Genomic DNA, 24,460 nt, shown 5'->3' on the forward strand with positions numbered 1-24,460 from the left:
CGACTGCAAAGACAAGAGGCCCGCCCCGATCGCTCGGGGCGGGCCTTTTTATCGCGTCGAATCGGCGGGGGCTGCGGGGCTCAGCGGCCGCCCGACGACGGGGGCGCGGACGCCTGGGCCGAGGCGGCGGCCGGCGTCGGCGCCAGGGTGACGGACACCGGCGTCTGGGCCGGGGGCGGGGGCGTGCCGGTCTCTTCCGGGGCGCCGACGGTGATGGTGGTGTTCAGCACCGCCTGGGTGGTGCAGGTGGCCAGGTCGCGGGTGATGTGGCGGCCCAGGCAGAACATGTCCTCATAGCTGGGGCGCGAAGCCGCCAGGCATTGGAACAGCATCAGCTTGGACATGTTCAGGCAGAATTCGTTGTTCGGCTCCACCACCAGGGCGTCGGTGTTGGCCCGCGCCTCTTCGCCGGCGGCGCCCAGGGCGGCCAGGGCGGCGATGGCCAGGGACCGCACGACCGGCGGCGTATAGGGCGGCGCCTTGCGCGACGCCTCGACCCCTTCCAGGCCCGCGCCGGAATTGGCGGCGGCGAACAGTTTGGCCGATTCATCCGCCGAGGGCAGCATGGCCGCCGCCGACAGGGTCTTGGCGGTCTCCAGCCGAACCTCGCGGTTGGGGATATGGGTGACGGCCCAGCGGCGGCGCGGGTCGTTGCGCTCCTGGATCGTATAGGCGTCGGCCTCGACCGCCTCGGCGATGCCGCGAATGACGACCGCGTCCTTGGCGATGGTCGCCGAGATCAGGCCGGCGGCCGCATCGGCGCCGGGCAGGGTGGCGGCATAGGCCGGATCGGCGACGATGCGGGCGACCATCTCCTGGCGCTGGACCGGATCGACGGCGAACTGACGCACCCCGGCGACGAACTCGGGCGACTGAAGCGCGATGATCGAACCATAGGCGATCAGGCCGCGCGACAGCTGGGCGGGCTCAAAGGCGACGCCCTTGCGGATGGCGGCCTGAACCGCCTCGGCGTCGGTGAAACCGCCCGGCTGGATGGTTTCGGCCTCGCGCAGGAAGGCCACATAGATGGAGGCGGCCTGGGCCACGCCCTCGTTCAGCGAGACGGGCGGGGGCGGCGGGGGCGGAGGCGGCGCGGCCGGTTCGGCCTCTTTCGTCGAACAGCTGGCCAGAAGGGCGGCGGCGGCGATGGCGGCGATCGAAAGGCCGCGGGTCATGAAGGCCTTGGGCATAGGGCGCGTCCACAGAACTGAAAGGAGGCCCCGGCGGGGGCGCGTACTGGAAGGCGCTTATAACGTGTCGAAAGGGGTTTGCCGAAGATTAATCGAACAGCTTCGACACCGATTCCTCGTTGGCGATCCGACGGATAGCTTCACCGATCAGCGGAGCCACGGAAACCCTGCGAATTTTCGCGCAGTTCAAAACTTCGTGGGGCTGTTCGATGGAGTCGGTGATCACCAGCTCCTTCAGCGGCCCGTCGGTGATCCGCTGCACCGCCGGGCCCGACAGCACGCCGTGGCTGATATAGGCCGAGACCTCGGTCGCCCCCTGGTCGATCAAGGCCTTGGCGGCGTTGACCAGGGTGCCGCCCGAATCGACGATGTCGTCGAACAGGATGCAGCGACGGCCTTCGACGTCGCCGATGATGTTCATCACCTCGCTCTCGCCCGCCTTGGGCCGGCGTTTGTCGACGATGGCCAGGTCGGCGTTCAGGCGGCTGGCCAGAGCGCGGGCCCGCACCACCCCGCCCACGTCGGGCGAAACGATCATCAGGTCGTCGCCCCGGGCGTAGTTTTCCTTCACGTCCTGGGCCAGGACCGGAATGGCGACCAGATTGTCGGTCGGAATGTCGAAGAAGCCCTGAATCTGGCCGGCGTGCAGATCCATGGTCAGCACCCGGTCGGCGCCGGCGCGGGTGATCAGATTGGCCACCAGCTTGGCCGAGATGGGCGTGCGGCCGCCGGTCTTCCGGTCCTGACGGGCATAGCCGAAATAGGGCATGACGGCCGTGATCCGCTTGGCGGACGCCCGCACCAGGGCGTCCGTGATGATCAGCAGCTCCATCAGATTGTCGTTGGCCGGATAGCTGGTCGACTGGAGGATGAAGACGTCCTCGCCCCGGACGTTCTCCTCGATGACGGCGAAGACCTCATTGTCCGCAAACCGCTTGACCTGGGCCTTCGTCAGGGGCGCGTCCAGATGGTCGGCGATGGCCTGAGACAGGCCTCGGTTGGAGTTGCCTGAGAGCAGCTTCATCGGCTGGTCATCCTTTCGCCGTCATCCGCCCCCCATGAACGGGTGTCGGTTGGCGCGCTCTTTACCAGCGGAGCCGGTCAGGGCAAGTCGTGCACGGAGATTTCCTCGGCATGGCGCGCCCCGGTCGCGGGTGCTAGAGATCGCCGCGTTGGTTTTTGGAAGCTGGGCTTGGGGCCCCGCTTTCGCTCGTCATGGGGTCGTCCTTGTCCGTTTCCAAGTTCCGTTCCGGCCTGGTGCTGATGGCCGCAGCGGCCGCCGCTCTGACGATTTCCGGCTGCGCCGGGAACAAGCGGCCCAGGCTCGCCTATGAAGAACGCCCGGTCGAGGCGCTGTACAACACCGGCTATCAGCGGCTGGAACAGCGCCGTTGGGCCGACGCCGTCGACTATTTCCAGGAGGTGGAACGCCAGCACCCCTATTCGGACTGGGCGCGCCGCTCGATCCTGATGCAGATCTACGCCTATTATCAGAACAACAACTATACGGACGCCATCGCCGCGGCTGACCGCTATATCCAGCTGTTCCCCGGCAATCCGTCGGCAGCCTACGCCTTCTATATGAAGGCCGTCTGCAACTTCGAACAGATCACCGACGTGGGCCGCGACCAGGGCTACGCCACCGCCGCCCTGGCCGGTCTGAAGGACGTGGCCCGCCGCTATCCTGGCACCCCCTACGCCACCGACGCCGCCGTCAAGATCGACATGGTCAACGACCAGCTGGCCGGCAAGGAAATGAACATCGGCCGCTACTATCAGCGCGCCAACCAGCCCCTGGCGGCCCTGAACCGCTACAAGGCCGTCATCGCCAATCCCGAGTTCCAGCGCACCTCCCACACGCCCGAGGCCCTGTACCGCCTGGTCGAGGTCAATCTGCAGCTGGGGCTGAAGGAAGAGGCGACCCGCAACGGCGCCGTCCTGGGCTACAACTTCCCCGGCAGCCCTTGGTACGCCGAGGCCTACGCCCTGCTGACCGAAAACGGCCAGACCCCGGAAAAGGCGCCCGAAGCCAAGCGCGAGAGCTGGCTGCAACGGATCATCCCGGGCTGATCGCCCGGGGGGCGGGGAAATAGCCTTGTGTATCCCTGCACATCTCTCGATTCTGACGGCGTGATCCTGATTCGTTCCACCGGCGACCAACTGTCATGCTGACCGCCCTTTCCATCCGCGACGTCGTTCTGGTCGACGTGCTGGATCTCGACGTCGAGACCGGCCTGACCGTGCTGACCGGCGAGACGGGGGCGGGCAAGTCGATCATTCTGGACGCCCTGGGCCTGGCCCTGGGCGGACGCGGCGACGCCGGCCTGGTGCGCAACGGCGCCAAACAGGCCGTGGCCACCGCCGTCTTCAGCGCCCCCGACGATCCCGACCTGCTGGCCCTGATCGCCGACAAGGGGTTCGAGGTGCAGCCGGGCGAGGAGCTGATCCTGCGCCGGGTCCTGAACGCCGACGGCCGCAGCCGGGCCTATGTTAACGACCAGCCCGCCGGGGTCACGGCGCTTCGCGAGATCGGCGCCGCCCTGGTCGAGGTGCACGGACAGCACGAAACCGTGGGCTTGCTGGACTGGCGCACCCACCGGGGACTGCTGGACGCCTATGGCGGGCTTCAGCCGCAGTTGCAGGCCGTCGCCGCCGCCTCGACAAAGCTGAAGGCCGCCGAGGCCAGGCTGGCCGAGCTGAAGGCCCAGGCCACCGACGCCGCCGCCCGCGCCGAGGAGATCAGCCTGAACCTGGCCGAGCTGGACGCGCTCGACCCCCGCCCCGACGAGGAGACGGAACTGGCCGGCGAACGCGCCCTGCTGGGCGCCGCCGAAAAGGCCATCGCCGACCTCGCGGACGCCCGCACCCAGCTGGGCGGCGACAAGCTGAGCCAGAAGCTGGGCGCGGCCCTGCGCGCCGTCGAACACGCCCGTCAGCGCGCCGGCCAGGCGGGGGCCGAGGGCGACCATCCGGTCATTGTCAAACTGTCGGCCGCCGTCGAGGCCATCGACCGCACCCTGGTCGAGGCGGCCGAGGCCATCGCCGCCGTGGACGCCGCCGCCGACGCCTTCGACTATGAGCCCGGCCGTCTGGACAAGGCCGAGGAACGGCTGTTCGCCCTGCGCGCCGCCGCCCGGAAACTGCACACCACCGTCGACGCCCTGCCGTCCTTACGCATTCGCCTGCGCGAACAGCTGCGTCTGATCGAGGACGGGGAGGAGGCTTTAGCCGCCGCCGGCCGCGAGGCCGCCCAGGCCGCCGAAGCCTATGATCTCGCCGCCGAATTCCTGACCTCGGCGCGCGAGGCGGCGGCCGACCGCCTGACCGCCGCCGTCATGGGCGAACTGGGCCCGCTGAAGCTGGAGCGCGCCCGGTTCCGCGTGGCGCTGGAGCCGATCGAGGGCCGTCGCGGCCCCGACGGGGTCGAGACCGTGCGGTTCCAGATCGCCACCAACGCCGGAACCGACTTCGGTCCGCTGGACGCCATTGCGTCGGGCGGCGAACTGGCCCGTTTCGCCCTGGCCATGAAGGCGGCGCTTGCCGGCCGCCAGGACATGCGCCAGCCGGTCATGATCTTCGACGAGGTGGACCAGGGCGTCGGCGGCGCCGTGGCCGAGGCCGTCGGCTCGCGCCTGAAACGCCTGTCAAACGGCGCCCAGGTCCTGGTCGTCACCCACAGCCCCCAGGTCGCCGCCCGCGGCCACGCCCACTGGAAGGTGCTGAAAGCCGACCACGACGGCCTGACCACCACCACCGTCCTCGCCCTGGACGACGCGAGGCGTCAGGAAGAGATCGCGCGGATGCTGTCGGGGGCGGAGATCACGGATGAGGCGCGGGCGGCGGCAAGGGCGTTGATCGGGTAGGGGGAGTTGTGAAGCCGATTTCGGGAGAGGGCTGTGGATAGAGAATTCGCCATCTTGATTTTGAAAGCCTGTTACCGAGCGTCCCGCGAAATGGGCGAGGTCGGCGTCTCGGTCGAGGAATTTTCACCCAATGAAGACGGTGCCCGCATCAAGATGCAGGCGGGTTACGTGATCGCCGAAATCGGTAAAATCACCGATGCGGTATTCGCCTTACATCCCGATCTGGAATCTTATGTGGAGGACCGAATAGTCAAATTCGGGCGGTTGTCGTAACGGACGAACGGGCTTCCTGTCTTCAGCGGCGCCTTGAACATTGATTCCTGATGGGCCGCAGTACCGACCTAGTTGGCGAGGAAGGTTTAAGGGCGTCTGCTGATCGAAGACGGGCATCACGATCGCAGAGGAGCTTTTCAGACTAAAGGCACGCGGACTCATTCGTCCTCTTCTCTGCCCTCAACTCCGGTGTTGGCTTCAACCGTTCTCTCACCGCCCAACGCCTGAAAACGCCGATCTGAGAGCCACTGCAAACGCTTCGCTTGAGTCAGCAAAACGCGTCTTAAACCGCCTTGGACCTTCCGCTCCGAGATCACCTGAGCGAGCCTCGAAATAATCAGCGATCTACGCGCGATTCGGAAATCCGGATGCGCCCGGAGCTGATAGACGGCATCAGATACCACGCGCCCGCGCAGAGACGGCGGGGCGTCGATCGTCACTAGGCCAGGAGGCGGATCCTTTTCATTGAGGATTGCCTGAAACTTGGACTCTGCCACAGCCTTTGCAGTGATGGTGCGCTCAAGCGCGTTCAGCTGTAAGCGAGCCTCAAGATTCTTGCCGTCGATGTTCTGCAGATCTGGTAACGGCCAGACCTCAATCTCGAATACTTCAAAAGGGTCAAGGACGGACATCGCCACTGCGTCCGTGCGTTGATTAGTCAGGTGTCGGCGAATGCGCGTTCTAAGCTTTTCGTTCGTTTGACCGACGTAGATCGGTTCAAGATCATAGTCGAAGAAGGCATAGACGCCCCATTTGAAGTCTCCGACTTTACGAACCTCTCCGGTGGATGTGGCAAAGGGCGTATCCAGGAACGTCGCTAACAGCTTGCGCAGTTCCTCCGTCTCAAACGGAGGCGCGTTGATCGCGTCAGGACGGCCGGCCGCCATGGAATTAGGCGGCTTGCCGTCGGGCTGTCTTCGCCTCGACAATGGGCTCAAACACATGCTGCGCCAGATGGCGCACGACAGGCACGGCGACTCCATCACCGGTCAAATGGTATGCCTCATTGTAGTTTCGAGGTAACTTATAGCCCTCGTCCAACCCCATTAATCGCGCCGTCTCCCTTGCGGAAATAAGGCGTGTCCGTACTCGCACGCCGTCCACGACAATGATCACCTGCCTGCTCGACCCCCCGGCCGGCGTGCGAAGGCAGCCCGCCACATCGTCAAACCTCACCTCGGCGCGCTGAACCTTGTTGCCGTTTTCGTCCAGTCGAGTCCGGCGGTAAATCCCACCAACCATCCGCCGACCGGCGCGCTTGGCTTGAGCGACCTTGGCGCGGTGGAGGGGAGACATCATCGACTCCAGCTTCGCCGTCTCTTCTGCAGTATGCCAGGAGACGCATGAGGGCTGTTCTTCAATGATATCTGCAAAGGTCTGCACGCGCCGCCCAGGAGGCGGCACATTCCACCAGATTAGTCGTTCGCGCACTTCTGAAGGCAATTTTTCAACAGCACGCCGTAAGGCGCGCGTATGAAAAGGCTCCAAAGGTCCAGGAGAAATCAGCGTATCGGCAATCTCCACAGTGTCGTGCACTCCGACCACAAATAGGCGTGGGCGTGATTGAGGCACGAACAGATCGGCATTGATGACTAGCGCTCCAAACCTATACCCCGCGTCGGCGAAGGTTTTGCAGATTGCTTCGAAGTCCTTTCCACCATGGGAAGTCAGAGTGCCGCACACATTCTCGACGGCTACCATCTTCGGGGCACGGCCTTGTTCAATGAGTTCGGAGATAACTCTCCAAAAAGGATAGAAAGTTCCTGACCGATCTCCACGCAACCCCGCGCCAACTCCGGCAAGGGAGAGATCCTGACAAGGAAACGAGCCCCAAATGAGGTCGGCGTGGCCTGGAAGCTCCGCGCCCTTCACATCGGCGACATCGCCAATCTTCAACTCACCCTTCACGTTCCAATTGGCTTGGTAAGCAAAACCCTTTTTGGGATCAAAGTCGTTAGCAAACAAGCACGTCCAGCCTTCGCCGAGACCCGCGCGGGCCATGCCTCCGCCAGCAAAGAATTCATAGAAACTAGCCATGGAGTCGAACATCCTTATCCGGTGACGCCGCATTGGCCGCTTCGCGCGCAAGTTTCTCTCGCACAGCCTCGGTTAACCGAGTGTTCCGAGAAATGTGGCCTGGTCGCGCGAAGCGTGCTGCGCCAATAGCCGCAAAGGTTTCGGCTGTAAGGCGCAGGTTGAGACGGTCCAGCGCCCGGACCGAAGGGCTTGACGATTCGCTCATGTCACCACGTTGGCGCCACCATTGGCCTAAGTCCAGTTCTTACTTTGTTCTAGTTTTCTTGCTCTCGTCAATCGGCGCTAGATTGCAGGCTCCACCTCTGATCGATTCGGAGTTCGCCTTGACGTCGTGTTCTTCTGTGTCGATCCCGGAGATCCGCCGCGATATCGCTCTCCGCAATCTCAGAAGTTTGTCGGAAGCCGAAGCCGAGGAGGGGGTCGAAGGGGGGCTGGAAGGCAATCAAGATTACAGCGATCTTCGTGCCCTTTCGGCTATCGATCTTCAGGCGGTCCTTCGTGAAGAAGAGCGATGGCTGACACGGATTCGGCTGGGAGAAGCGCCCAGCGACGTGGAAGAGGTTCTAACGAACGTTCGTGGAAGCGCGTTTGAACCGGTCGAAGAGCTTTGGGGACTTGATCTTGGAGTAGCGAGCGCCGTGGTTGCGCTTTCCTGTCTCGGTGCCTGTCCGGTTTCGAGCTGCAATGGAGGTGCGTTTGGTCATAGTCATCAGGCCAAGTACCCCTATATCTCCTTCTTTCTCTACGAGGCGTCGCTAGAGCGACTTCTTTTAATTGCGGAACACGCGAGATGTGGACTGACGGCCCTGGACGGCTTGGGCCATCTTTATGGCCCGGTGGATAATCTGATGATGTTTGCTCGGGAGGTGGCGGCTGCGATTTCCTAACGGAGTTCGGAAGCAGCCTGGAGTCACTCTGGCTATTACGGGGAGCCTCATCATTCCGATTTCATCGGAAAAGGGCTTGAGAACAAGCGGTCGGCGTTGGAGTTTCTCTATCGCCTCCCCCCTCAAACCCGGCGTATAATCCCGCCGGTCCTTGAGAACGTAAAGCCCTTCCGCAAAGACGCCCTGCGGCGTCTGGCGTCCGCTCGGCCTTCGTCAGCTTCGACGCCCCCTGTCACAATCGGACAAATCGGACAAATCGGACAAATCGGACACATCGGACACTGTTTTTCCGGTCTCCAGCCGTCCCGATCGGACAGTCCGGACACATCGGACACCCTTTTTTCGTCGTCGGTCGTCGCAATCGGACAGATCGGACACATCGGACACCGTTTTTCCGAATGCCGCGCCCCACGCCCCACACCCCACGCCCCTCGCCCAGACGCGAAAAATCGCCGAATTCGTCACAAACCCCCGCCCATTAGCGATCCTGTCATCATCGTGCTATGAGCCCCGCCCTTTATACGGGCGGCGATGTCGCCGAGGCCTTTCAAGACTTCAGGAGAAGCACAGATGAGCAGGGTGCTGGTCATTGGCGCTGGCGGCGTCAGTTCGGTCGCCGTCCATAAGATGGCGATGAATTCGGACATCTTTTCGCACATCACCCTGGCCAGCCGCACCAAGGCCAAGTGCGACGCCATCGCCGAATCGGTGAAGTCGCGTTTCGGCGTGACCATCGACACGGCGGCGATCGACGCCGACGACGTGGCCGCCACCACCGCCCTGATCCAGTCGGTCAAGCCGGCCCTGGTCGTGAACCTGGCCCTGCCGTACCAGGACCTGTCGATCATGGACGCCTGCCTGGCCGCCGGCGTCAACTATCTCGACACCGCCAACTATGAGCCGCGCGACGAGGCCAAGTTCGAATACAAGTGGCAGTGGGCCTATCAGGACCGCTTCAAGGACGCCGGTCTGATGGCCCTCTTGGGGTCGGGCTTCGACCCCGGCGTGACCTCGGTCTTCACCACCTACACCAAGAAGCACCTGCTGGATTCGATCGAGACCCTCGACATCCTGGACTGCAACGGCGGCGACACCGGCCTGCCGTTCGCGACCAACTTCAACCCCGAGATCAATCTGCGCGAAGTGACCGCCAACTCGCGTCACTGGGAGAACGGCCAGTGGGTCGAGGGCCCGGCGCTGAGCCACAAACAGACCTTCGACTTCGAGGGGGTGGGGCCCAAGAACATGTACCTCATGTACCATGAGGAACTGGAGTCGCTGGCCAAATTCTATCCGGAAATCAAGCGTATCCGCTTCTGGATGACCTTCGGCGACTCCTATCTGAAGCATCTGGAGGTGCTGGAGAACGTGGGCATGACCTCGATCGAGCCGATGATGTTCCAGGGCCGCGAAATCATCCCGATCGAGTTCCTGAAGGCCCTGCTGCCCGAGCCCGCGTCGCTCGGCCCGATCACCAAGGGCAAGACCAATATCGGCGCCATCGCCACCGGCCTGAAGGACGGGGCGCAGAAGACGATCTACGTCAAGAACATCTGCGACCACCAGGAGGCCTATGCCGAGACCGGCAACCAGGCCGTCAGCTACACCACCGGCGTCCCCGCCATGATCGGCGCGGCCCTGATGCTGACCGGCCAGTGGAAGGGCGAGGGGGTGTTCAACATGGAGCAACTGGATCCCGATCCCTTCATGGACATGCTGAACAAGCACGGCCTGCCCTGGACGGTCGAGGAACTCGACGCCCCGCTGGACTTCTGAGGATAAGCCCCATGGTCATGCAGACCCAGGCCGGCGGACCGGGCGCCTTCGCCCGGTTCGATCTGAACCGCGTCCCGTCGCCCGCTTTCGTGGTCGACGAGGTCGCTGTGCGTCGCAACCTGGCCGTCCTTCAGGACGTCGGGGCGCGGGCGGACGCCCGGGTGCTGCTGGCCCTGAAGGCCTTCTCCATGTGGTCGCTGGCCGATGTCGTCGGGGAATATCTCGACGGCGTCTGCGCCTCGGGCCTGTGGGAAGCGCGCCTGGCGCGGGAGTTCTACAAGGGCCACCTGACCACCTATTCCCCCGCCTACAAGCCCGCCGACCTGCCCGAGATCCTGCGGCTGTCGGATACGGTCATCTTCAACGCCCCGGACCAGATCGCCCGCTTCGCCGACCTGATCTCGGCCGCCCGTGCGGAGGGCGAGACGTTCGACATCGGCCTGCGTCTGAACCCGGAGCATTCGGAGGGCGAGGTCGCCAAATATGACCCCTGCCAGCTGGGCTCGCGGCTGGGCTTTCCGGTGTCGCAGCTGACGGCCGAGCATCTGAACGGCGTCGACGGCCTGCACATCCACGCCCTGTGCGAACAGGGGTTCGAGCCGCTTGAGCGGATCTGGGCCGCCGTGGAGCCGAAGCTGGCGCCCCTGCTGCCCGACCTGAAATGGATCAACCTGGGCGGCGGCCATCATGTGACCCGCGCCGACTATCGGATCGACGCCCTGGTCGCCTTCCTGAAGGATCTGGGGCAGCGCTACGGGCTTCAGGTCTATATCGAGCCGGGCGAGGCCATTGCGCTGGACGCCGGCATACTGGTGGGCGAGGTGCTGGACACCTTCCACAACGGCCTGCCCATCGCCATCACCGACATCTCGGCGACCTGCCACATGCCGGACGTGATCGAGGCCCCCTATCGTCCGGCCATGCTGAACGAGGCGGAAGGCGGCGTGACCTATCGCCTGGGCGGGCCCTCCTGCCTGGCCGGCGACATCATCGGCGACTATGGCTTCGCCACCGCGCCCACGGCTGGAACCCGTATCGCCTTCCTGGATCAGGCCCACTATTCGATGGTGAAGACCAACACCTTCAACGGGGTGCCGCTGCCGGCGATCGCCCTGTGGAACAGCGACACCGACGCGCTGAAGCTGGTCCGCGAGTTCGACTGGTCAGAGTTCCGCGACCGCCTGTCCTGACGGACCTGGGGGTCTTAGACCCCCAGGATCCAGCCTTCTTCCTGCTCCACCTGGGCGATCAACTCGGGCGTGGCGTCCTTGGGCGGGCCGAAGGCCTTGGCCAGTTCGCCGGCCTCGTCCATGTGGGCCAGGGCCTCGGCGGTGGCGCGGACCTGGGCCTGATCCTTGAACTCGCCCTCATGGGGTTTGCCGTCGAACATCGAGGGCCAGACCTCGACAACCAGGGCCGACAGGGGCTCGACGTCGTCGGGCGTCAGTTCGCGCCAGCCGGTGCCGAACGGCCAGACGGCGCCCGAAGGTCCCAGAGATTCCAACAGCCTGCGCACGGCCGGTATGCCCACCAGGGTCTGGCCGCCCACGGCGCCGGCCCCGTGCATCTGCCACACGCTCTTGGGCTGTAGCTTGCCTTTGCGCGCCGCATTCTCGGTCGCCCGGAACTCGGGGATGTCGGCGCCGGCGCCGGCGGGCGGCTTGGTCGTGGTCAGCCAGCGCTGCGCCTGTTTGGCAGGCGCGCCCCACAGGGGCCAGGCCTCGTCCGTCATCAGCCGGTTCATCTTGGCCGCCACCTGATAGCGGTTGTTCGTATTGTCGGCCTTGTCCACCACATTGGCGGCGATGAATTTCCACATGGCTTGCCAGGGTGTTCCCTCCAGCTTCAGCCGCGCGGCCGTGCCGACGGGATAGCCGAAGTTGAAGTCCAGCCCGACCAGAACCCGGTCGCCGCGCTTTCGGTGGTCCGCCAGGATCGAGGCCAACAGGGCCTCGCCCTCGGCCCGCGTCGCGACATTGTGCGTCTCGGTATAGAGGCGGAAGCGCACGTCGCGCTTGGCCACCCCGATCCACAGCGAGCTGTCGCCCAGCTTCTTGGTCTCGGCGGCGGTCCAGTCGGCGACGACATAGGCGTCGAATAGGCGGGCCAAGGCGGCCTCCCGTAAAAAGGCGTGTCGTTAGGAATGAGCGGGGGTTCTAGACCTCTCGCCGCCCAATCGGAAGGGGGGCGGTCAGCTCTTCAGCAGGGCTTCCAGGTGGGACAACCAGCGCCGGCCCAACCGCAGCGCCTCGCCGGGCGAGCCGGTTCCGCCGGCCAGGGCGGCGTCCCACAGGGCCAGTTCGAACTCCGGATGACGGGCGTCTGCGAACATAAGCCGCAGCACCACCTGTTCGGCGTCCGGCGCCATGACGTCCAGCGACTTGCGCGTCTCGCCGCGCCGGATGCGGGCCACCACATGGCCGTCGACGATGATCTCGCCGCCCTCGACCTCCTCGAAGGCGTAGGCCAGGCCGTGGGCGCCGTTGGCCCACAGGACCACCACCTGTTCGACGTCGAAATTCAGGGCGCAGGCCCGGCCTTCGCGAGGGGAAACGGCCTCGACCTCAGGCGGGGCGCCGAGGGCTTTCAGAAGGGCCCTGCGTATCCGGCGCGGCGGCTCCATCCACCAGGACAGGGCCAGGGCCAGGGTCGTCAGCAGGGCCGCCGCCAAGGCGATCAGCAGGACCACCCGAACGACCTCGGCCATGGGTCAGGCCTCCGATCCGGCCGACAGGTCCAGATCGACCACCACCGGCACATGGTCGCTGGGCTTGTCCATCTCGCGGGCCTCGCGATGGGTCTCGATCCCCCGCAGCCGGTCGGCGGCCTGGGGCGACAGCAGGGCGAAGTCGATGCGGATGCCGTGGTTCCTCTGCCAGGCGCCGGCCTGATAGTCCCAGAAGCTGTAGGTCCCGGCCGGTTCGCCCCCCACCTCGTGCGCGTCGGCCAGGCCCAGGTGCTTCAGGGCGCGGAAGGCCTGGCGGCTCTGGGGCTGGAACAGGGCGTCATCGGTCCAGGCGGCGGGGTTCTTGGCGTCTTCCGGCTCGGGAATGACGTTATAGTCGCCGCACAGGGCCAGGGGCTCCTCGAAGGCCAACAGGTCGCGCGCATGGCGGTTCAGCCGCTCGAACCAGGCCAGCTTGTAGTCGAACTTCTCAGTCCCGATCGGATTGCCGTTCGGCAGATAGATGGAGGCCACCCGGATCGGCCGGGGCGCCTCGATCACCGCCTCCAGATATCGGGCCTGTTCGTCGGTCTCGTCGCCAGGCAAGCCGCGCCGCACGTCCGACAGCGGGTGTTTCGACAGCAGGGCCACGCCGTTGTAGCTCTTCTGGCCGTGGGTCTCGACGTTGTAGCCCAGGCTCTCGAAAGCCTCGCGCGGGAACTTCTCGTCCACGCACTTGATCTCCTGGAAACAGGCGACGTCGGGGGCGGCCTGCTCCAGCCAGGCCAGCACGGTGGGCAGGCGGGCGTTGACCGAGTTCACGTTCCAGGTGGCGATGCGCATGGTGGCGACGCTAGGCTGCGTCTCGGTTTCGGGAAAGAGGCGCCGCAAACAAAAGGGCCGCCGGATCGCTCCGGCGGCCCCTTGCCGTCTAACGGTCTGTCTTAGGGGCGGCCGCCGGCCGGGGCGGGGGCCGCAGCAGGGGCCGGCGTCAGGGTGCAGCCGCCGCCGATCCGCTGAGCGGTGGCGCAAGGGTAGATCTGCTGCACGACGTTCTCGGCGTTCACGCGGGCGATGACGCCGTCGGCGCCGGCGCATTTGGCTTCATAGAACAGACCGTTGGCGTTCTGGCCCATCAGGCGCGCCTCGGTGACGTCGCAGCCCGCCGCTTCCGATCCCGCCAGCAGTTGCTTCACCTGGGCCGCATTTTCGGCGGCGGTGGTGAAGGCGCAGGCGCCGCCTTCAGCCAGAACCTGGATACAGGGCGTCTTGGTCCAGTTGTCGTTCAACGCCTTGACCCAGAAGCCGGACGCATCGGCGCAGCCGATCTCATACATGACGCCGCCGTCGTTGGACTGGCCCAGGACCTTGGCTTCGTCGACGGTGCAGGGGACGCCCGCCTTCACGGCGTATTCGCGCAGGACCTTGAGAGTGTCGGTGTTGGCGGGAAGGGTGCATTGCGAGCCGACATCGGCCGCGGGATCGCGCGCACGCACGACCGACGCCGAATGGGCGAGAAGAACGCAGTCCATCGCCGAGGGCGGCGTTTTGGATTCGATCAGGTAACCAGGACCGGCGGCGCAGGCGACTTCATAGACGGAGGTCTTGGCCGGGGTTTCGCCCAGCAGCTTGGCTTCGGTGACCTGGCATTTGGTGTTGGCCAGGGTGGCCTGTTCCTGAGCCGCCGCCATGATCTGCTCAGGCGTCGGCGCCGCAGGGCGGCGTTCGCGCCGTTGGCGCGCTGCGGCGGCTCGTGAAGAGCCTTCTGCAACAGCCTGGCGATCGTCATTGGGGCGGGTCTGGGCCGCGGCGGGAGCGACCGTAACGGCGCTGAACATCAGCGCCGCGAGGACGGCGGCGAAGCGGGCTTTCATGGAACACCTTGGAGATCTGAAAGGACTGAACGCTTCGTGGCCTTCTAATCGGGCAGGGTCAAGGCGGCTGTGGACGATGGAGGTCTGACGGGATTAAGGTCTGCGCGTTTTGATTGGAGACCCACTTGGCGGACGATGCGACGGCGGTGAAGACGGGGATGGACGCAAGAGGGCTGACCTACCCCATGCCCCAGACGCCCGCGGGAGGAGAGGCGATCGAAGTCGCCCCCGGCGTCCTGTGGATGCGGCTGACCCTGCCGTTCCAGCTGAACCACGTAAACGTCTACGCCCTTCAGGACGGCGACGGATGGACGGTGGTCGATACCGGCCTGCGCACGCCTGACAGTATTGCGGCCTGGGAAGCAGCGCTGGCCGGCGCGCTGGAAGGGCGCCCGATCCGCCGCCTGGTCTGCACCCATATGCACCCCGATCACGTCGGCCTGGCCGGCTGGCTGTGCGAGCGGAGCGGCGCGCCGCTGCTGATGTCGCGGCTGGAATATGTCACCGCCCGGATGCTGATGGCCGAAGAGGCCGGGGACGCCCCCGAGGACGGCGAACGCTACTATCGGGCCGCCGGGTGGAGCGAGGCCCAGATCGACCGCTGGCGCAAGGATTACGGCGGCTTCGCCAAGGGGGTGGCGGCGATGCCGCGCAGCTATCTGCGGCTGTCGGATGAGGATGTGATCCAGATCGACGGCGACGACTGGACCGTGGTGGTCGGGTCAGGCCACAGCCCGGAGCACGTTTGCCTGTGGCGTAGGTCTGACGACATCTTCATCTCCGGCGATCAGATCCTGCCCCGGATTTCGTCGAACGTCTCGGTCTGGCCCACCGAGCCCGAAGCCGATCCGCTGGGCGACTGGATGGATTCGCTGGAGAAGCTGCGGCGCCTTCTGCCGGACGGGGCCTTCATTCTGCCGTCGCACGGCGAACCCTTCCTGGGCGTTCACGCCCGGCTCGACGCTCTGAAACGCGGCCATGAGACGGCGCTGAAACGGCTTGAGCGGACCTTGCGTCAACCGTCTAGGGTGATCGACGGCTTCTCCGCCGTCTTCGGGCGCGCGGTGGATGACAGCGTTCTGGGCATGGCCACGGGCGAGGCCCAGGCGCATCTGAACTATCTGGCAAAGCGCGGCCGCGCCGAACGGACGCGCGATGAGAACGGCGTCGACTGGTGGACGGCCGTCAAACGGGACGAGGAAACGACGTGAGCGAACATATCCGCACAGAACTGGCCGACGGCGTCCTGACCCTGACGCTGGACCGGGCCGACAAGAAGAACGCCATCACCCAGACCATGTACGCCGCATTGGCGGAGGCGGTCGAACAGGCGCGGACCGACGAGGCCGTGCGGGTTCTGCTGCTGCGGGCCGAAGGCGACAGCTTTTCGGCCGGCAATGACATCGGGGACTTCATCGCCATCGGCTCCCAGACAGAACAGCCGTTCGACATGCCGGTGTTCCGCTTCCTGAAGTCCCTGGCCGATCTGGACAAGCCGCTGGTGGCCGCGGTGAAGGGCCGGGCGGTCGGCATCGGCCTGACCATGCTGCTGCACTGCGACCTGGTGGTGGTGGCCGAGGACGCCCTGCTGTCGGTTCCGTTCGTCAATCTGGCCCTGGCGCCGGAGGCGGCGTCCAGCCTGCTGCTGCCGGCCGTGGTCGGTCATCAGCGGGCGTTCGAACTGTTCGCCCTGGGCGAGCCGGTCGACGGCCGGACGGCGGCGGCCTGGGGCCTGGCCAATCGCGTCGTTCCGGCGGAGGCGGTCGAGGCGACGGCGGCGGAGCTGGCGGCCAAGGTGGCGGCCCGTGCGCCCAATTCGATCCGCAAGACCAAGCGGCTGATGCGCGATGCGGAAGGCCTGTGGGCCTTGATGCAGCGCGAGGGCGAGGCGTTCGGATCCCAGATGCGAAGCCCGGAAGCCATGGAGGCCTTCATGGCCTTCACCCAGAAGCGGGCGCCCGACTTTTCGAAGGCGGGCTGAAGGCGTCGCAAGACCGCGCCTTGATTCAGCGCAGCTTTGGTTCTAGGTGCGCGCGCCCCCGTCGGAGCGCCCATGTCGCACGCCTCTATCCAGATTTCGGCCCCTGACCCGGTCGCCGAGCCCATCGACCTTGAAACGCCTGCCGACGCGCCGGGCGTCGAGGCCTTGATTATGGCCGCCTTCGGTCCGGGCCGTTTCGCCAAGACGGCCGAGCGGCTGCGCGAGGGGACGCGACCCGCCGTGGGCTTCGTCGCCCATCGGCAGGGCCGGGTCGTCGGGTCTGTCCGGCTATGGCCCGTGGTGATCGGCGCGACGCCCGGCCTGTTTTTAGGCCCCATCGCGGTCGAGGCGGCGGTTCGCAGCGAAGGGTTGGGGGCGCGTCTGGTTCAGGCCTGCGTCGATCATGCCCGGATGACGGCGACCGGCGGGGTTCTGCTGGTCGGCGACCGCGCCTATTTCGAGCGGTTCGGCTTCGTCGGGGCGCCCGAGGCCCAGTTGCCGGGGCCGGTCGATCAGCGGCGCGTGCTGTGGCTGGCGGTCGGGAGTGAAACGGCGGCCGGCGGCGTCCGCATCGGCTGACCTTCCCCCGGCGGGCTCATTGAACGCGAAAACAGTGTCCGATGTGTCCGATGTGTCCGACAAAAAAGGTGTCCGATGTGTCCGATCTGTCCGACGGCCTTTGATCTTATTGCTAAAACAGCCGGACACGGATCGGACTGTCCGGCGGCGGTCCCGCCTGGCTCTCTCTTTGCGATGTCAAAGACCGGGCGTCATTATAGGGGCGTCGAGCGAGGCGCCGGATCGTTCGGCGGCTGAGGCCGCAAGCCGTTGAAACAGAGGGCGGGTTCTGGCGAGGTCGCGCGGGCGTCCAACGGCAGGTTCTGGGGCAGGCCCTGGCGCGCCGGGGGCGGAGAGGACGGGGGATGAAGGCGGGCGACGCCTCCGCCTTGATCGGACGGGAGGGCCGGCCGGATCGGCTGACGAAGAATCGCTTCGCGGTTCCGTCCAGGACGATCAGCCACTAAGTCAGGGGCGTCATGACAGAACCGGATGAAACGCCCAAAGGTCTGAACGCGGTCGCAGAGGCGGCGAAACAGGCGCCCGGCCGAGGACTGCCGCCGGTTCATCTGTGGAATCCGGCCCATTGCGGCGAGATCGACATCGGGATCCGCCGAGACGGCGTCTGGATGCACGAAGGATCGCCGATCGGGCGCGAGGCCCTGGTGCGGCTGTTCTCCACCGTTCTGCGCCTGGACCCGGACGGCTATCATCTGGTCACGCCGGTCGAGAAGATGAAGATCGAGGTCGAGGACCTGCCGTTTCGCGCCGTGGCGGTGCGGCGCGAGGGGGACGACCTGATCTTCACCACCGACGTCGGCGACGAGGTGCGGGCCGGGGCGGACGACCCCCTGGTGGTGGACGAAGATCCCGAGACCGGCGAGCCGGCGCCGCGCGTGCATGTGCGCCGTGACCTGTGGGCGCGGATCACGCGGGCGGTCTTCTATGAATTGGTCGAGGCGGCCGAGGAGGCGGACGGGCGGCTGGTGGTCCGGTCCGGCGGGCAGGTGTTTCCTCTGGGAGCCGTGGCGTGAGTCTGGAGACCCTGAGGCGCAGACTTTCGGAGCGGCTGGCGCCGATCGGGGCCTGGCGGGCGGAGGCGGCGCCGGCGCGTTCCGATTTCGATCTCAATCCCCAGGCGGCGCGGCCTGTGCGGGAGTTGAGGCCAGCCGCCGTCCTGATCCCGGTCGTGGCGCGGCCGGAGGGGGCGACGGTTCTGCTGACCCGTCGGGCCGACACCCTGGCCCGGCACACGGGACAGATCGCCTTTCCGGGCGGTCGGCTGGACCCTGGTGAAACCGCCGTCCAGGCCGCCCTGCGCGAGGCCGACGAGGAGGTGGCGCTGAACCCCGCCGCCGTCGAGGTTCTGGGTCTGTCGGACGCCTATGAGACCGGCACGGGATTTCTGGTGACGCCGGTGATCGGATGGCTGGACCAGCCGCCCCTGACCCGACCGTCGCCGGACGAGGTGGCGGAGGTGTTCGAGACGCCCTGGGACTTTCTGATGGACGCGGCCAATCACCGGCGGGATTTTTATGACCTGGAGGACGGTCTGCGGCGGTGGTTCTGGGCCATGCCCTGGCAGGAGCGCTACATCTGGGGCGTCACGGCCGGCATTCTGAAGGGACTTCACGCGCGTCTTTACGGCGACGAGGTCGACCCGGAACGCGCAGCCGAGCGGGACGCCGCCGAGGTTGAGGCATGACGGCCTCGGTGAAAGGCCAGCCCTGGCTGGAGGCGACGGCCACCCGCGCCGTCATGGCGGCGCTGGAAGCGGCGGGCGGCGCCGACTGCGCCCGCTTCGTCGGGGGCTGCGTCCGCAACAGCCTGATGGGCCGTGCGGTGGACGACATCGACATCGCCACGCGGCTGACGCCCGAACAGACGATGGCGGCGCTGAAGGCGGCAGGGCTGAAGGCTGTGCCGACGGGTGTTGAGCACGGCACGGTCACGGCGGTTTCAGAGCGGGCGCCCTATGAGATCACCACCCTGCGCCGCGACGTGGAGACCGACGGCCGGCGCGCCGTGGTGGCCTTCACCCGGGATTGGGCGGAGGATGCCGCGCGGCGGGACTTCCGCCTCAACGCCCTCTACGCCGATGCGACCGGCGTGGTGTTCGATCCGACGGGCGGGGGGCTGGCGGACGCCGCCGAGGGGCGGATCGTCTTCGTCGGCGAGGCCGAAACGCGCATCCGCGAAGACTATCTGCGCATCCTCCGCTTCTTCCGGTTTCAAGCCTGGTATGGGCGGGGCGCGCCGGACGCGACGGGACTGGCCGCCTGCGCCGCTCTGAAAAGCGGCATGGCGCGGCTCTCGGCCGAGCGGGTGTCCAAGGAGCTGTTGAAACTGCTGGCGGCGCCGGACCCGGTCGCCAGCGTGCGCGCCATGGAGAGGACGGGCGTGCTGAGCCAGGTCTTGCCGGAGGTTCGACCCCTGGCGATGTTCGAGGCCCTGAGCCGACGCAGCGGCGATCCTGTCCTGCGGCTGTCGGCGCTTCTGCCCGTCGATGAGGCGGCGGTGCGGAGGATTGCGGAAGGCTTGCGACTGTCCAACGCCGTGCGCGACCGGCTGGCGGCGGCGGTCGCCGAGGGGCTGGCGGTGAGGCCCGACATGGGCGCGGCCGAGGCACGGGCTGCGATCTATCGGCTGGGGCGCCGCGCCTTTGAAGATCGGCTGGCGCGGGCGGAAGCGGCGGAAGGGGGCGACGGCGGTCAGCTGCGGCGGCTGGCCGAGGACTGGACGCCCCCCAGGCTGCCGGTCGGCGGCCGCGACCTGGCGCGGCTGGGGCTTCAGCCGGGACCGGATACGGGACGCATCCTCAAGGCGTTCGAGGACGGCTGGATCGCCGACGACTTTCCGACGGACGGCCATGAGGCCCGCTTGAAGGCCCTGATCGGCGGCTGAACCCCGAAGTCAGGGCGCGGCGCGGGTGAACTCGGTCACGACCGGATAGTGGTCCGAGCCGGTCGGTTCGCCGATGCGGCGGCTGAGCAGAGCCAGGTCCGGCGAGCGATAGACCTGGTCGATGGCGATGCCCGCAAAGGCGGGCAGGGCGGTGGGCCAGGTGCCGGGAAAGCCGGGGGCGGGCAGGAGACCCATGTCCGTCTTGATCTGGCGGCCGATCCGGGCGCTGGAGACGCTGTTGAAGTCGCCGGCGGCGATGACCGGATGGGGCGGGGCGGCGCGTCGGCGCGCGTCCAGGGCCATGGCCTGGGTGATCTGGCCCCACTGATACTGATAGGGCCACGGCCGGGTCAGGTGGACGCCGAAGACGTTGATCGGACCCAGGGGCGTCTCGACCACGGCGCCCACGGCCGACAGGCCGTCGCGAGAGGCGGGCAGGCGGCGCAGGATCGGATAGCGGGACGCGACGACCGAGAGGGCCCGGCCGCCCGGCGCCTCCGCCGCCCCCATGACCGCGCGGTGCGGATAGCCCGCCAGGAGGTCGTCCAGACGATCCGACGCCGCATCGCCCACCTCGATCAGCACCAGAATGTCGGCGTCCGCCGCTGCGATCGATCGCTTCATGGCGGCGACGTCGGTGTTTTCCACCCAGAGGTTGGCGGAATACAGTCGAACCACAGGCTGGTCAGGCGCAGCGTGGCCCTGGGACGGCGCCCACTGCGGCCAGACGGCGATCGCCAGGACAAGAACCGAAGCGACGCCTGCGCCGGCGGCGGGCCAGAGGCGCAGGATCAGGCAGGCCAGGGTCACGCCGGACGCCGCCAGCAGGGCCGGCGCCGTGAACTGGGCCAGTATGTCCACCCAGCGATGTCCGACGCCGCTGAGCGCCGCCGCGCCGACGGTCGCTAGGCCGAGCAGGGCCAGACCGGCGGCGGCGTTGGCTGCGGTCTTCAGCAACGACATCCTTATTGCCTTTCTCGGTGAACGCTGTTGGCTATGTCGCGTTGATGGGCCGCAGTGAGAGGCGACATGGCCAGACGGTCGATCAAGGATATCGAGAAGATCTGGTCCAATGTCGAGGGCGTCAAGAAACTGTCGGACCGGGTCATCGGCATAGGTCCGGTCGGCTTCGGCATGGACGCCCTCCTGACCTGGGTGCCAGTGGTCGGCACGGCCTATACGGCGGGCACGGGCGCCTGGCTGCTGTTGCAGGCGATTCGGGCCAAGGCGGCGCCTGGGACTCTGGCCAGAATGGCGGCCTATATGGCGCTGGATACGGCGACCGGGACGGTGCCGCTCGCCGGCGATCTGGTCGACACCTTCTTCCCCGGCCAGCTGCTGGCGGCCAAGGCCCTGCAAAAGGACATCGAGACCAGCCACTGGGTCGAGGACTCCGAAGCCAACGCCCGGGCCAGCGGCGAGCATGAACGCCATCTGGAGACGGTCAGGAACCACAAGTCCCTGCGTCGTGTGGTCTATCTGCACGACTGAGCCCTATGGGCATGGAGGCTTGATCCCGCTGGGGGCGGGAAAATGTTCAAGTGAAAACAATCTTGTAATCCGCTCCTTCTCCGTCTGACGCGCCTGGGTTCGCGGCGGCGGCAGACTGATCTCCGACGACAAACGGAGAGCGCGATGAGCGAAGATTTCACGGCGCGGCTGGTCCTGCCCTATCTGGCGGCGGGGCAGATGCAGAAGCATGTGACCCTGAACGCCGCCCTGAGCCGCCTGGACGCTCTGGTGCAGACGGCGGTGATCAGCCGGTCGGTTTCGAACCAACCGGCCACGCCCGCGGACGGCGACCTCTACATCCTGCCGCAGGCGCCGGTCGGCCCGGCCTGGAGCGGGCGTCCGGCGGGCGCCCTGATGCGGTTCGAGGCGGGCGGCTGGGCCGAGGTCGCCGCGCCCGTGGGACTGATCGCCCTGGTTCTGGACGCGGGCCTGATCGTGGTCCGCAGCGCCGCCGGCTGGCGACCTCTGGGCGACTGTCTGGGCGAGGCCCAGGGCCTGTCGCGCCTGGGGGTGGGAACGACGGCGGACGCCGCAAACCCCCTGGCGATCAAGAGCAACGCCGCCCTGTTTACGGCGCGCGGCTCGGGCGAGGGCGGCGACGGCGATCTGCGCCTGACCCTGAACAAGGAGGCGGCGGGCGACGTGCTGTCGCTGCTGTTCCAGAGCGGATACGGCGGTCGGGCTGAACTGGGTCTGGTCGGCGACGAGGATCTGAGCCTGAAGGTCAGCGCCGACGGCGGCGGTTGGCGGCGCGCCTTCGGCGTCGATCGAGCGACGGGCAGGGTCGCCTTCGATCAAGGCGCCACCCGGCGCGAAACCAGCGTCTTCACTGCGGACGGCGTCTATGCCCCGCCGACCTGGGCGCGGTGGATCGAGGTCGTCTGCGTCGGCGGCGGCGGCGGGGGCGGATCGGGCATGGCGGGCCCTTCGGGAACGGCGCGGTTCGGCGGCGGCGGCGGCGGGGCGGGCGGCTTGAGCGAAGGACGCTGGGCCATCGAGGATCTGGCGGGGACGCTGGTGCTGACGGTCGGGACCGGCGGAGCCGGCGGGGCCGCCGCTTCTGGGGCCGGGGCGGACGGCTCGGCCGGAGAAGGGACCGCCCTGGCGGAGGGTGGAACGATTCTGCTGGGCGCGAACGGCGGCGGCGGCGGCCGGGGCGGCGGTGCGGCCGCGGGCCTTGGCGGGATCGGCGGTCTGGGGCTGAGGAGAGGCGATCCCGGCGGCGACAGTTCGATCACAGCGACGGCCCAAGGCGGGGGCGAAACCCTGTGTCCTGACGGCCCCGGCGGGGGCGGCGGGGGCGGGGGCCTGTCGACCGCCGACGCGCCCCGCGCGGGCGGGCCGGGCGGGATCGGCGGCTGGACCGGCCGACAAAGTCCCGGCGGAGCGGCGGGCCAACCCGGTCAAACGCCCTCGACGCCCAATCTGGCCTGGGTCGGCGGCGGCGGCGGCGGTGGAAACGCCCAGGCCGCAGGCCAAGGCGGGGCGGGCGGCCCTGGCGGCGGGTTCGGCGGCGGGGGCGGGGGCGGCGGCGCGGGCCTCAGTCAGTCCGGCGCCGGGGGCGCAGGCGCGGGAGGCGTGATCCGCATCACGGCGATCGGATGAGCCGTTCGCCCGATGCGCCTGAACCGATCGAGGTCTCGGACAGGGACGCCTGGGATGCGCCGGAGGCGCTGAACGACTGGGATCGCCGCGCGCAAACCGGCTGGGACGGCCGACACTTCAGCGCGCCTTTTGATGAAGAGGACGAAGAATGATCAGACGCAGACGGCCGGTTTCGGACCGGTCTTTCAGTCCGCCCCTGGCGGAGGCGCGCTGGCTGTGGCGCAGGCTCTACGCCTTCATGGTCAGCGCCGGCCTGTGGGTCCTGCTGATGCGGACGGTGGGGCGAACGCCCCCCGAAATGCTGCCCAAGATGACGGACGGGCTGATGGGGCTGCTGGCCCTGATCCTGGTGCTCTATCTGGTCGCGCCGACGGCGCAGCAGCTGGCCGCCATGATCGCAACCGCCCGTCCTCGCCTGCCGGGAGGTCGGCCATGAGTTTCGGACTGTCCCAAAGCTCGCGCCGACGGCTCCTGGGCGTGCATCCCGCCCTGGTCGCCGTGGTCGAGGCCGCCATCACGCGGAGCCCCGTCGATTTCATGATCACCGAGGGCGTTCGGACGGCGGAACGACAGGCCGCCTTGGTCGCCGCCGGCGCCAGCCGCACCCGGCGCTCGCGCCATCTGACCGGCCACGCGGTCGATGTGGCGGCCCTGGTGGACGGACAGGTCCGCTGGGACTGGCCGCTCTACGGTCGGATCGCGGCGGCCTTCAAGGCGGCGGCCCAGGAGCTTGAGACCCCGATCATCTGGGGCGGCGACTGGCGGACCCTGCGGGACGGCCCCCATTTCGAACTGGATCGCAGGGTCTTTCCATGACCCCGGACGCTCTGAGGAAAGGTCTGCGGGCCGGGGGCTGGACGGCGGCCGTCGTTGCGGTCGTGGCGTTGACGGTCGCCCTGTTGGGCGGGCTGGGCTTTCGCTGGGATCCGCTGAACCTGGAGCAGCGCCGACGGGTTCGGGCCGAAGCCCGGGCGTCCGAGGCCGCAGCCTCGGCGAAGGCGGAGGGCGAGGCGCGGCGTCACGAGCAGGCCGGGACCGTCGCGCAACTCCGTCGATTGGAGCATTTCAAACAGCAGGAGATCCAGGCGACGCGGGCGACCGCCGCCGCCGTCTCCGAGGCGAAAAGGGCCGATGATGCAAACACTGTTCTGGAAAGCCGCCGCGCCGATCGTCTGCGCGCTCATGACCGCGAGCTGTGCCGGCTCGCCCCGGATCTCGCCGGTTGCGCCGCCGCGTCTGGCCTTGCCGGAGACGGCGAGCCGCCCCTGCGCCCTGGCGACGCTGCCGGCGGCGCCGACCCTGGCTGACCTTGAGGCCGCCTATATGTTGCGCGGC

General features: G+C 67.3%; 27 protein-coding genes. 18 read left to right on the forward strand and 9 right to left on the reverse strand.

Annotated features, from left to right (window positions below):
* Window positions 1–80 precede the first annotated feature (80 nt).
* Together ACZ5M6_RS07110 and ACZ5M6_RS07115 are read right to left on the reverse strand one after the other, a co-directional pair.
* Window positions 81–1,190 carry a hypothetical protein gene (locus ACZ5M6_RS07110; RefSeq protein WP_464160016.1) on the reverse strand — a complete coding sequence of 370 codons (1,110 nt, stop codon included), beginning with the start codon at window positions 1,188–1,190 and terminating at the stop codon, window positions 81–83.
* Window positions 1,191–1,278: 88 nt separating this feature from the next.
* Window positions 1,279–2,214: a ribose-phosphate pyrophosphokinase gene (locus tag ACZ5M6_RS07115; RefSeq protein ID WP_054765079.1), complete on the reverse strand. Its 936-nt coding sequence runs from the start codon at window positions 2,212–2,214 to the stop codon at window positions 1,279–1,281.
* A gap of 191 nt (window positions 2,215–2,405) precedes the next feature.
* On the opposite strand from ACZ5M6_RS07115, the gene ACZ5M6_RS07120 reads away from it, so the two are divergent.
* The 3 genes from ACZ5M6_RS07120 to ACZ5M6_RS07130 all read left to right on the forward strand — a co-directional run bounded on the left by ACZ5M6_RS07120 (window position 2,406) and on the right by ACZ5M6_RS07130 (window position 5,326).
* Entirely contained in the window at window positions 2,406–3,260 is an 855-nt protein-coding gene (locus tag ACZ5M6_RS07120; protein WP_054765080.1) for an outer membrane protein assembly factor BamD, read from the forward strand.
* Window positions 3,261–3,355: 95 nt separating this feature from the next.
* Complete coding sequence (recN, locus tag ACZ5M6_RS07125) at window positions 3,356–5,053, forward strand: DNA repair protein RecN (RefSeq protein ID WP_464160017.1); 1,698 nt, start codon at window positions 3,356–3,358, stop codon at window positions 5,051–5,053.
* 33 nt (window positions 5,054–5,086) lie between these two features.
* Window positions 5,087–5,326 (forward strand): hypothetical protein, encoded by a 240-nt coding sequence (locus ACZ5M6_RS07130; protein ID WP_191555369.1) that lies wholly within the window; start codon window positions 5,087–5,089, stop codon window positions 5,324–5,326.
* 158 nt (window positions 5,327–5,484) lie between these two features.
* On the opposite strand, the gene ACZ5M6_RS07135 is transcribed toward ACZ5M6_RS07130, so the two are convergent.
* A complete protein-coding gene (locus tag ACZ5M6_RS07135) occupies window positions 5,485–6,213 on the reverse strand; it encodes a GIY-YIG nuclease family protein (RefSeq protein ID WP_464160018.1) in 729 nt (242 codons plus the stop codon).
* Between the two features lie 4 nt (window positions 6,214–6,217).
* Window positions 6,218–7,363, reverse strand: a complete 1,146-nt coding sequence (locus tag ACZ5M6_RS07140; protein ID WP_191555672.1) for a DNA cytosine methyltransferase — start codon at window positions 7,361–7,363, stop codon at window positions 6,218–6,220.
* 323 nt (window positions 7,364–7,686) lie between these two features.
* On the opposite strand from ACZ5M6_RS07140, the gene ACZ5M6_RS07145 reads away from it, so the two are divergent.
* The 3 genes from ACZ5M6_RS07145 (at window position 7,687) to ACZ5M6_RS07155 (ending at window position 11,216) form a co-directional block, all read left to right on the forward strand.
* Window positions 7,687–8,250: a hypothetical protein gene (locus ACZ5M6_RS07145; protein ID WP_191555371.1), complete on the forward strand. Its 564-nt coding sequence runs from the start codon at window positions 7,687–7,689 to the stop codon at window positions 8,248–8,250.
* A gap of 570 nt (window positions 8,251–8,820) precedes the next feature.
* On the forward strand, window positions 8,821–10,026 hold the full coding sequence (locus tag ACZ5M6_RS07150; RefSeq protein ID WP_444573213.1) for a saccharopine dehydrogenase family protein: 1,206 nt from the start codon (window positions 8,821–8,823) through the stop codon (window positions 10,024–10,026).
* Between the two features lie 11 nt (window positions 10,027–10,037).
* Window positions 10,038–11,216, forward strand: a complete 1,179-nt coding sequence (locus ACZ5M6_RS07155) for a carboxynorspermidine decarboxylase (protein ID WP_464160019.1) — start codon at window positions 10,038–10,040, stop codon at window positions 11,214–11,216.
* Window positions 11,217–11,230: 14 nt separating this feature from the next.
* Here ACZ5M6_RS07155 and ACZ5M6_RS07160 read toward each other — a convergent pair whose 3' ends face one another.
* The 4 genes from ACZ5M6_RS07160 to ACZ5M6_RS07175 all read right to left on the reverse strand — a co-directional run bounded on the left by ACZ5M6_RS07160 (window position 11,231) and on the right by ACZ5M6_RS07175 (window position 14,565).
* Window positions 11,231–12,136 (reverse strand): cobalamin biosynthesis protein CbiG, encoded by a 906-nt coding sequence (locus ACZ5M6_RS07160; RefSeq protein WP_336970719.1) that lies wholly within the window; start codon window positions 12,134–12,136, stop codon window positions 11,231–11,233.
* Window positions 12,137–12,217: 81 nt separating this feature from the next.
* On the reverse strand, window positions 12,218–12,733 hold the full coding sequence (locus tag ACZ5M6_RS07165; RefSeq protein WP_054765085.1) for a hypothetical protein: 516 nt from the start codon (window positions 12,731–12,733) through the stop codon (window positions 12,218–12,220).
* 3 nt (window positions 12,734–12,736) lie between these two features.
* Complete coding sequence (gene xth / locus ACZ5M6_RS07170; protein ID WP_336970722.1) at window positions 12,737–13,534, reverse strand: exodeoxyribonuclease III; 798 nt, start codon at window positions 13,532–13,534, stop codon at window positions 12,737–12,739.
* 101 nt (window positions 13,535–13,635) lie between these two features.
* Entirely contained in the window at window positions 13,636–14,565 is a 930-nt protein-coding gene (locus ACZ5M6_RS07175; protein WP_464160020.1) for a hypothetical protein, read from the reverse strand.
* Window positions 14,566–14,690: 125 nt separating this feature from the next.
* Here ACZ5M6_RS07175 and ACZ5M6_RS07180 point away from each other — a divergent pair, with 125 nt between their 5' ends.
* The 6 genes from ACZ5M6_RS07180 to ACZ5M6_RS07205 all read left to right on the forward strand — a co-directional run bounded on the left by ACZ5M6_RS07180 (window position 14,691) and on the right by ACZ5M6_RS07205 (window position 20,008).
* Window positions 14,691–15,776: an MBL fold metallo-hydrolase gene (locus tag ACZ5M6_RS07180; protein ID WP_464160021.1), complete on the forward strand. Its 1,086-nt coding sequence runs from the start codon at window positions 14,691–14,693 to the stop codon at window positions 15,774–15,776.
* On the forward strand, window positions 15,773–16,546 hold the full coding sequence (locus ACZ5M6_RS07185; protein WP_464160022.1) for an enoyl-CoA hydratase: 774 nt from the start codon (window positions 15,773–15,775) through the stop codon (window positions 16,544–16,546). Before ACZ5M6_RS07180 ends, ACZ5M6_RS07185 begins: the two co-directional genes overlap by 4 nt.
* A 72-nt stretch (window positions 16,547–16,618) precedes the next feature.
* Window positions 16,619–17,125 (forward strand): GNAT family N-acetyltransferase, encoded by a 507-nt coding sequence (locus tag ACZ5M6_RS07190; protein ID WP_464160023.1) that lies wholly within the window; start codon window positions 16,619–16,621, stop codon window positions 17,123–17,125.
* 458 nt (window positions 17,126–17,583) lie between these two features.
* Window positions 17,584–18,138, forward strand: a complete 555-nt coding sequence (locus tag ACZ5M6_RS07195; RefSeq protein WP_464160024.1) for a DUF1285 domain-containing protein — start codon at window positions 17,584–17,586, stop codon at window positions 18,136–18,138.
* A complete protein-coding gene (locus ACZ5M6_RS07200; RefSeq protein WP_201463855.1) occupies window positions 18,135–18,809 on the forward strand; it encodes a CoA pyrophosphatase in 675 nt (224 codons plus the stop codon). The genes ACZ5M6_RS07195 and ACZ5M6_RS07200 overlap by 4 nt, the downstream gene beginning before the upstream one ends.
* The gene (locus ACZ5M6_RS07205; protein WP_464160025.1) at window positions 18,806–20,008 is read left to right on the forward strand and encodes a CCA tRNA nucleotidyltransferase; all 1,203 of its coding nucleotides are present in this window, start codon (window positions 18,806–18,808) and stop codon (window positions 20,006–20,008) included. The genes ACZ5M6_RS07200 and ACZ5M6_RS07205 overlap by 4 nt, the downstream gene beginning before the upstream one ends.
* Before the next feature lie 9 nt (window positions 20,009–20,017).
* Here the strand turns inward: ACZ5M6_RS07205 and ACZ5M6_RS07210 are convergent, their stop codons facing one another.
* Window positions 20,018–20,971 (reverse strand): endonuclease/exonuclease/phosphatase family protein, encoded by a 954-nt coding sequence (locus ACZ5M6_RS07210; RefSeq protein WP_464160026.1) that lies wholly within the window; start codon window positions 20,969–20,971, stop codon window positions 20,018–20,020.
* Window positions 20,972–21,037: 66 nt separating this feature from the next.
* Between ACZ5M6_RS07210 and ACZ5M6_RS07215 the strand changes: the two genes are divergently transcribed.
* The 6 genes from ACZ5M6_RS07215 (at window position 21,038) to ACZ5M6_RS07240 (ending at window position 24,432) form a co-directional block, all read left to right on the forward strand.
* Window positions 21,038–21,499, forward strand: coding sequence for a DUF4112 domain-containing protein (locus ACZ5M6_RS07215; RefSeq protein ID WP_287396315.1), 462 nt, complete (start codon window positions 21,038–21,040; stop codon window positions 21,497–21,499).
* 144 nt (window positions 21,500–21,643) lie between these two features.
* Complete coding sequence (locus ACZ5M6_RS07220; protein WP_464160027.1) at window positions 21,644–23,125, forward strand: DUF2793 domain-containing protein; 1,482 nt, start codon at window positions 21,644–21,646, stop codon at window positions 23,123–23,125.
* Window positions 23,122–23,277 carry a hypothetical protein gene (locus ACZ5M6_RS07225; RefSeq protein WP_464160028.1) on the forward strand — a complete coding sequence of 52 codons (156 nt, stop codon included), beginning with the start codon at window positions 23,122–23,124 and terminating at the stop codon, window positions 23,275–23,277. Before ACZ5M6_RS07220 ends, ACZ5M6_RS07225 begins: the two co-directional genes overlap by 4 nt.
* On the forward strand, window positions 23,274–23,561 hold the full coding sequence (locus ACZ5M6_RS07230; protein ID WP_152949779.1) for a hypothetical protein: 288 nt from the start codon (window positions 23,274–23,276) through the stop codon (window positions 23,559–23,561). The genes ACZ5M6_RS07225 and ACZ5M6_RS07230 overlap by 4 nt, the downstream gene beginning before the upstream one ends.
* On the forward strand, window positions 23,558–23,941 hold the full coding sequence (locus tag ACZ5M6_RS07235) for a M15 family metallopeptidase (protein ID WP_228186262.1): 384 nt from the start codon (window positions 23,558–23,560) through the stop codon (window positions 23,939–23,941). The genes ACZ5M6_RS07230 and ACZ5M6_RS07235 overlap by 4 nt, the downstream gene beginning before the upstream one ends.
* Window positions 23,938–24,432, forward strand: a complete 495-nt coding sequence (locus ACZ5M6_RS07240; RefSeq protein ID WP_464160029.1) for a hypothetical protein — start codon at window positions 23,938–23,940, stop codon at window positions 24,430–24,432. Before ACZ5M6_RS07235 ends, ACZ5M6_RS07240 begins: the two co-directional genes overlap by 4 nt.
* The last annotated feature ends 28 nt before the right edge of the window (window positions 24,433–24,460 follow it).

The organism is Brevundimonas sp. Br13 (genome assembly GCF_055391505.1).

Coding starts and splice junctions, on each gene's coding strand:
- ACZ5M6_RS07110 (WP_464160016.1), bottom strand. CDS start 1,190: ATGCCCAAGGCCTTCATGACCCGCGGCCTTTCGATCGCCGCCATCGCC.
- ACZ5M6_RS07115 (WP_054765079.1), bottom strand. CDS start 2,214: ATGAAGCTGCTCTCAGGCAACTCCAACCGAGGCCTGTCTCAGGCCATC.
- ACZ5M6_RS07120 (WP_054765080.1), top strand. CDS start 2,406: ATGGGGTCGTCCTTGTCCGTTTCCAAGTTCCGTTCCGGCCTGGTGCTG.
- recN (WP_464160017.1), top strand. CDS start 3,356: ATGCTGACCGCCCTTTCCATCCGCGACGTCGTTCTGGTCGACGTGCTG.
- ACZ5M6_RS07135 (WP_464160018.1), bottom strand. CDS start 6,213: ATGGCGGCCGGCCGTCCTGACGCGATCAACGCGCCTCCGTTTGAGACG.
- ACZ5M6_RS07140 (WP_191555672.1), bottom strand. CDS start 7,363: ATGGCTAGTTTCTATGAATTCTTTGCTGGCGGAGGCATGGCCCGCGCG.
- ACZ5M6_RS07150 (WP_444573213.1), top strand. CDS start 8,821: ATGAGCAGGGTGCTGGTCATTGGCGCTGGCGGCGTCAGTTCGGTCGCC.
- ACZ5M6_RS07155 (WP_464160019.1), top strand. CDS start 10,038: ATGGTCATGCAGACCCAGGCCGGCGGACCGGGCGCCTTCGCCCGGTTC.
- ACZ5M6_RS07165 (WP_054765085.1), bottom strand. CDS start 12,733: ATGGCCGAGGTCGTTCGGGTGGTCCTGCTGATCGCCTTGGCGGCGGCC.
- xth (WP_336970722.1), bottom strand. CDS start 13,534: ATGCGCATCGCCACCTGGAACGTGAACTCGGTCAACGCCCGCCTGCCC.
- ACZ5M6_RS07175 (WP_464160020.1), bottom strand. CDS start 14,565: ATGAAAGCCCGCTTCGCCGCCGTCCTCGCGGCGCTGATGTTCAGCGCC.
- ACZ5M6_RS07190 (WP_464160023.1), top strand. CDS start 16,619: ATGTCGCACGCCTCTATCCAGATTTCGGCCCCTGACCCGGTCGCCGAG.
- ACZ5M6_RS07195 (WP_464160024.1), top strand. CDS start 17,584: ATGACAGAACCGGATGAAACGCCCAAAGGTCTGAACGCGGTCGCAGAG.
- ACZ5M6_RS07205 (WP_464160025.1), top strand. CDS start 18,806: ATGACGGCCTCGGTGAAAGGCCAGCCCTGGCTGGAGGCGACGGCCACC.
- ACZ5M6_RS07210 (WP_464160026.1), bottom strand. CDS start 20,971: ATGTCGTTGCTGAAGACCGCAGCCAACGCCGCCGCCGGTCTGGCCCTG.
- ACZ5M6_RS07215 (WP_287396315.1), top strand. CDS start 21,038: ATGGCCAGACGGTCGATCAAGGATATCGAGAAGATCTGGTCCAATGTC.
- ACZ5M6_RS07220 (WP_464160027.1), top strand. CDS start 21,644: ATGAGCGAAGATTTCACGGCGCGGCTGGTCCTGCCCTATCTGGCGGCG.
- ACZ5M6_RS07225 (WP_464160028.1), top strand. CDS start 23,122: ATGAGCCGTTCGCCCGATGCGCCTGAACCGATCGAGGTCTCGGACAGG.
- ACZ5M6_RS07230 (WP_152949779.1), top strand. CDS start 23,274: ATGATCAGACGCAGACGGCCGGTTTCGGACCGGTCTTTCAGTCCGCCC.
- ACZ5M6_RS07235 (WP_228186262.1), top strand. CDS start 23,558: ATGAGTTTCGGACTGTCCCAAAGCTCGCGCCGACGGCTCCTGGGCGTG.
- ACZ5M6_RS07240 (WP_464160029.1), top strand. CDS start 23,938: ATGACCCCGGACGCTCTGAGGAAAGGTCTGCGGGCCGGGGGCTGGACG.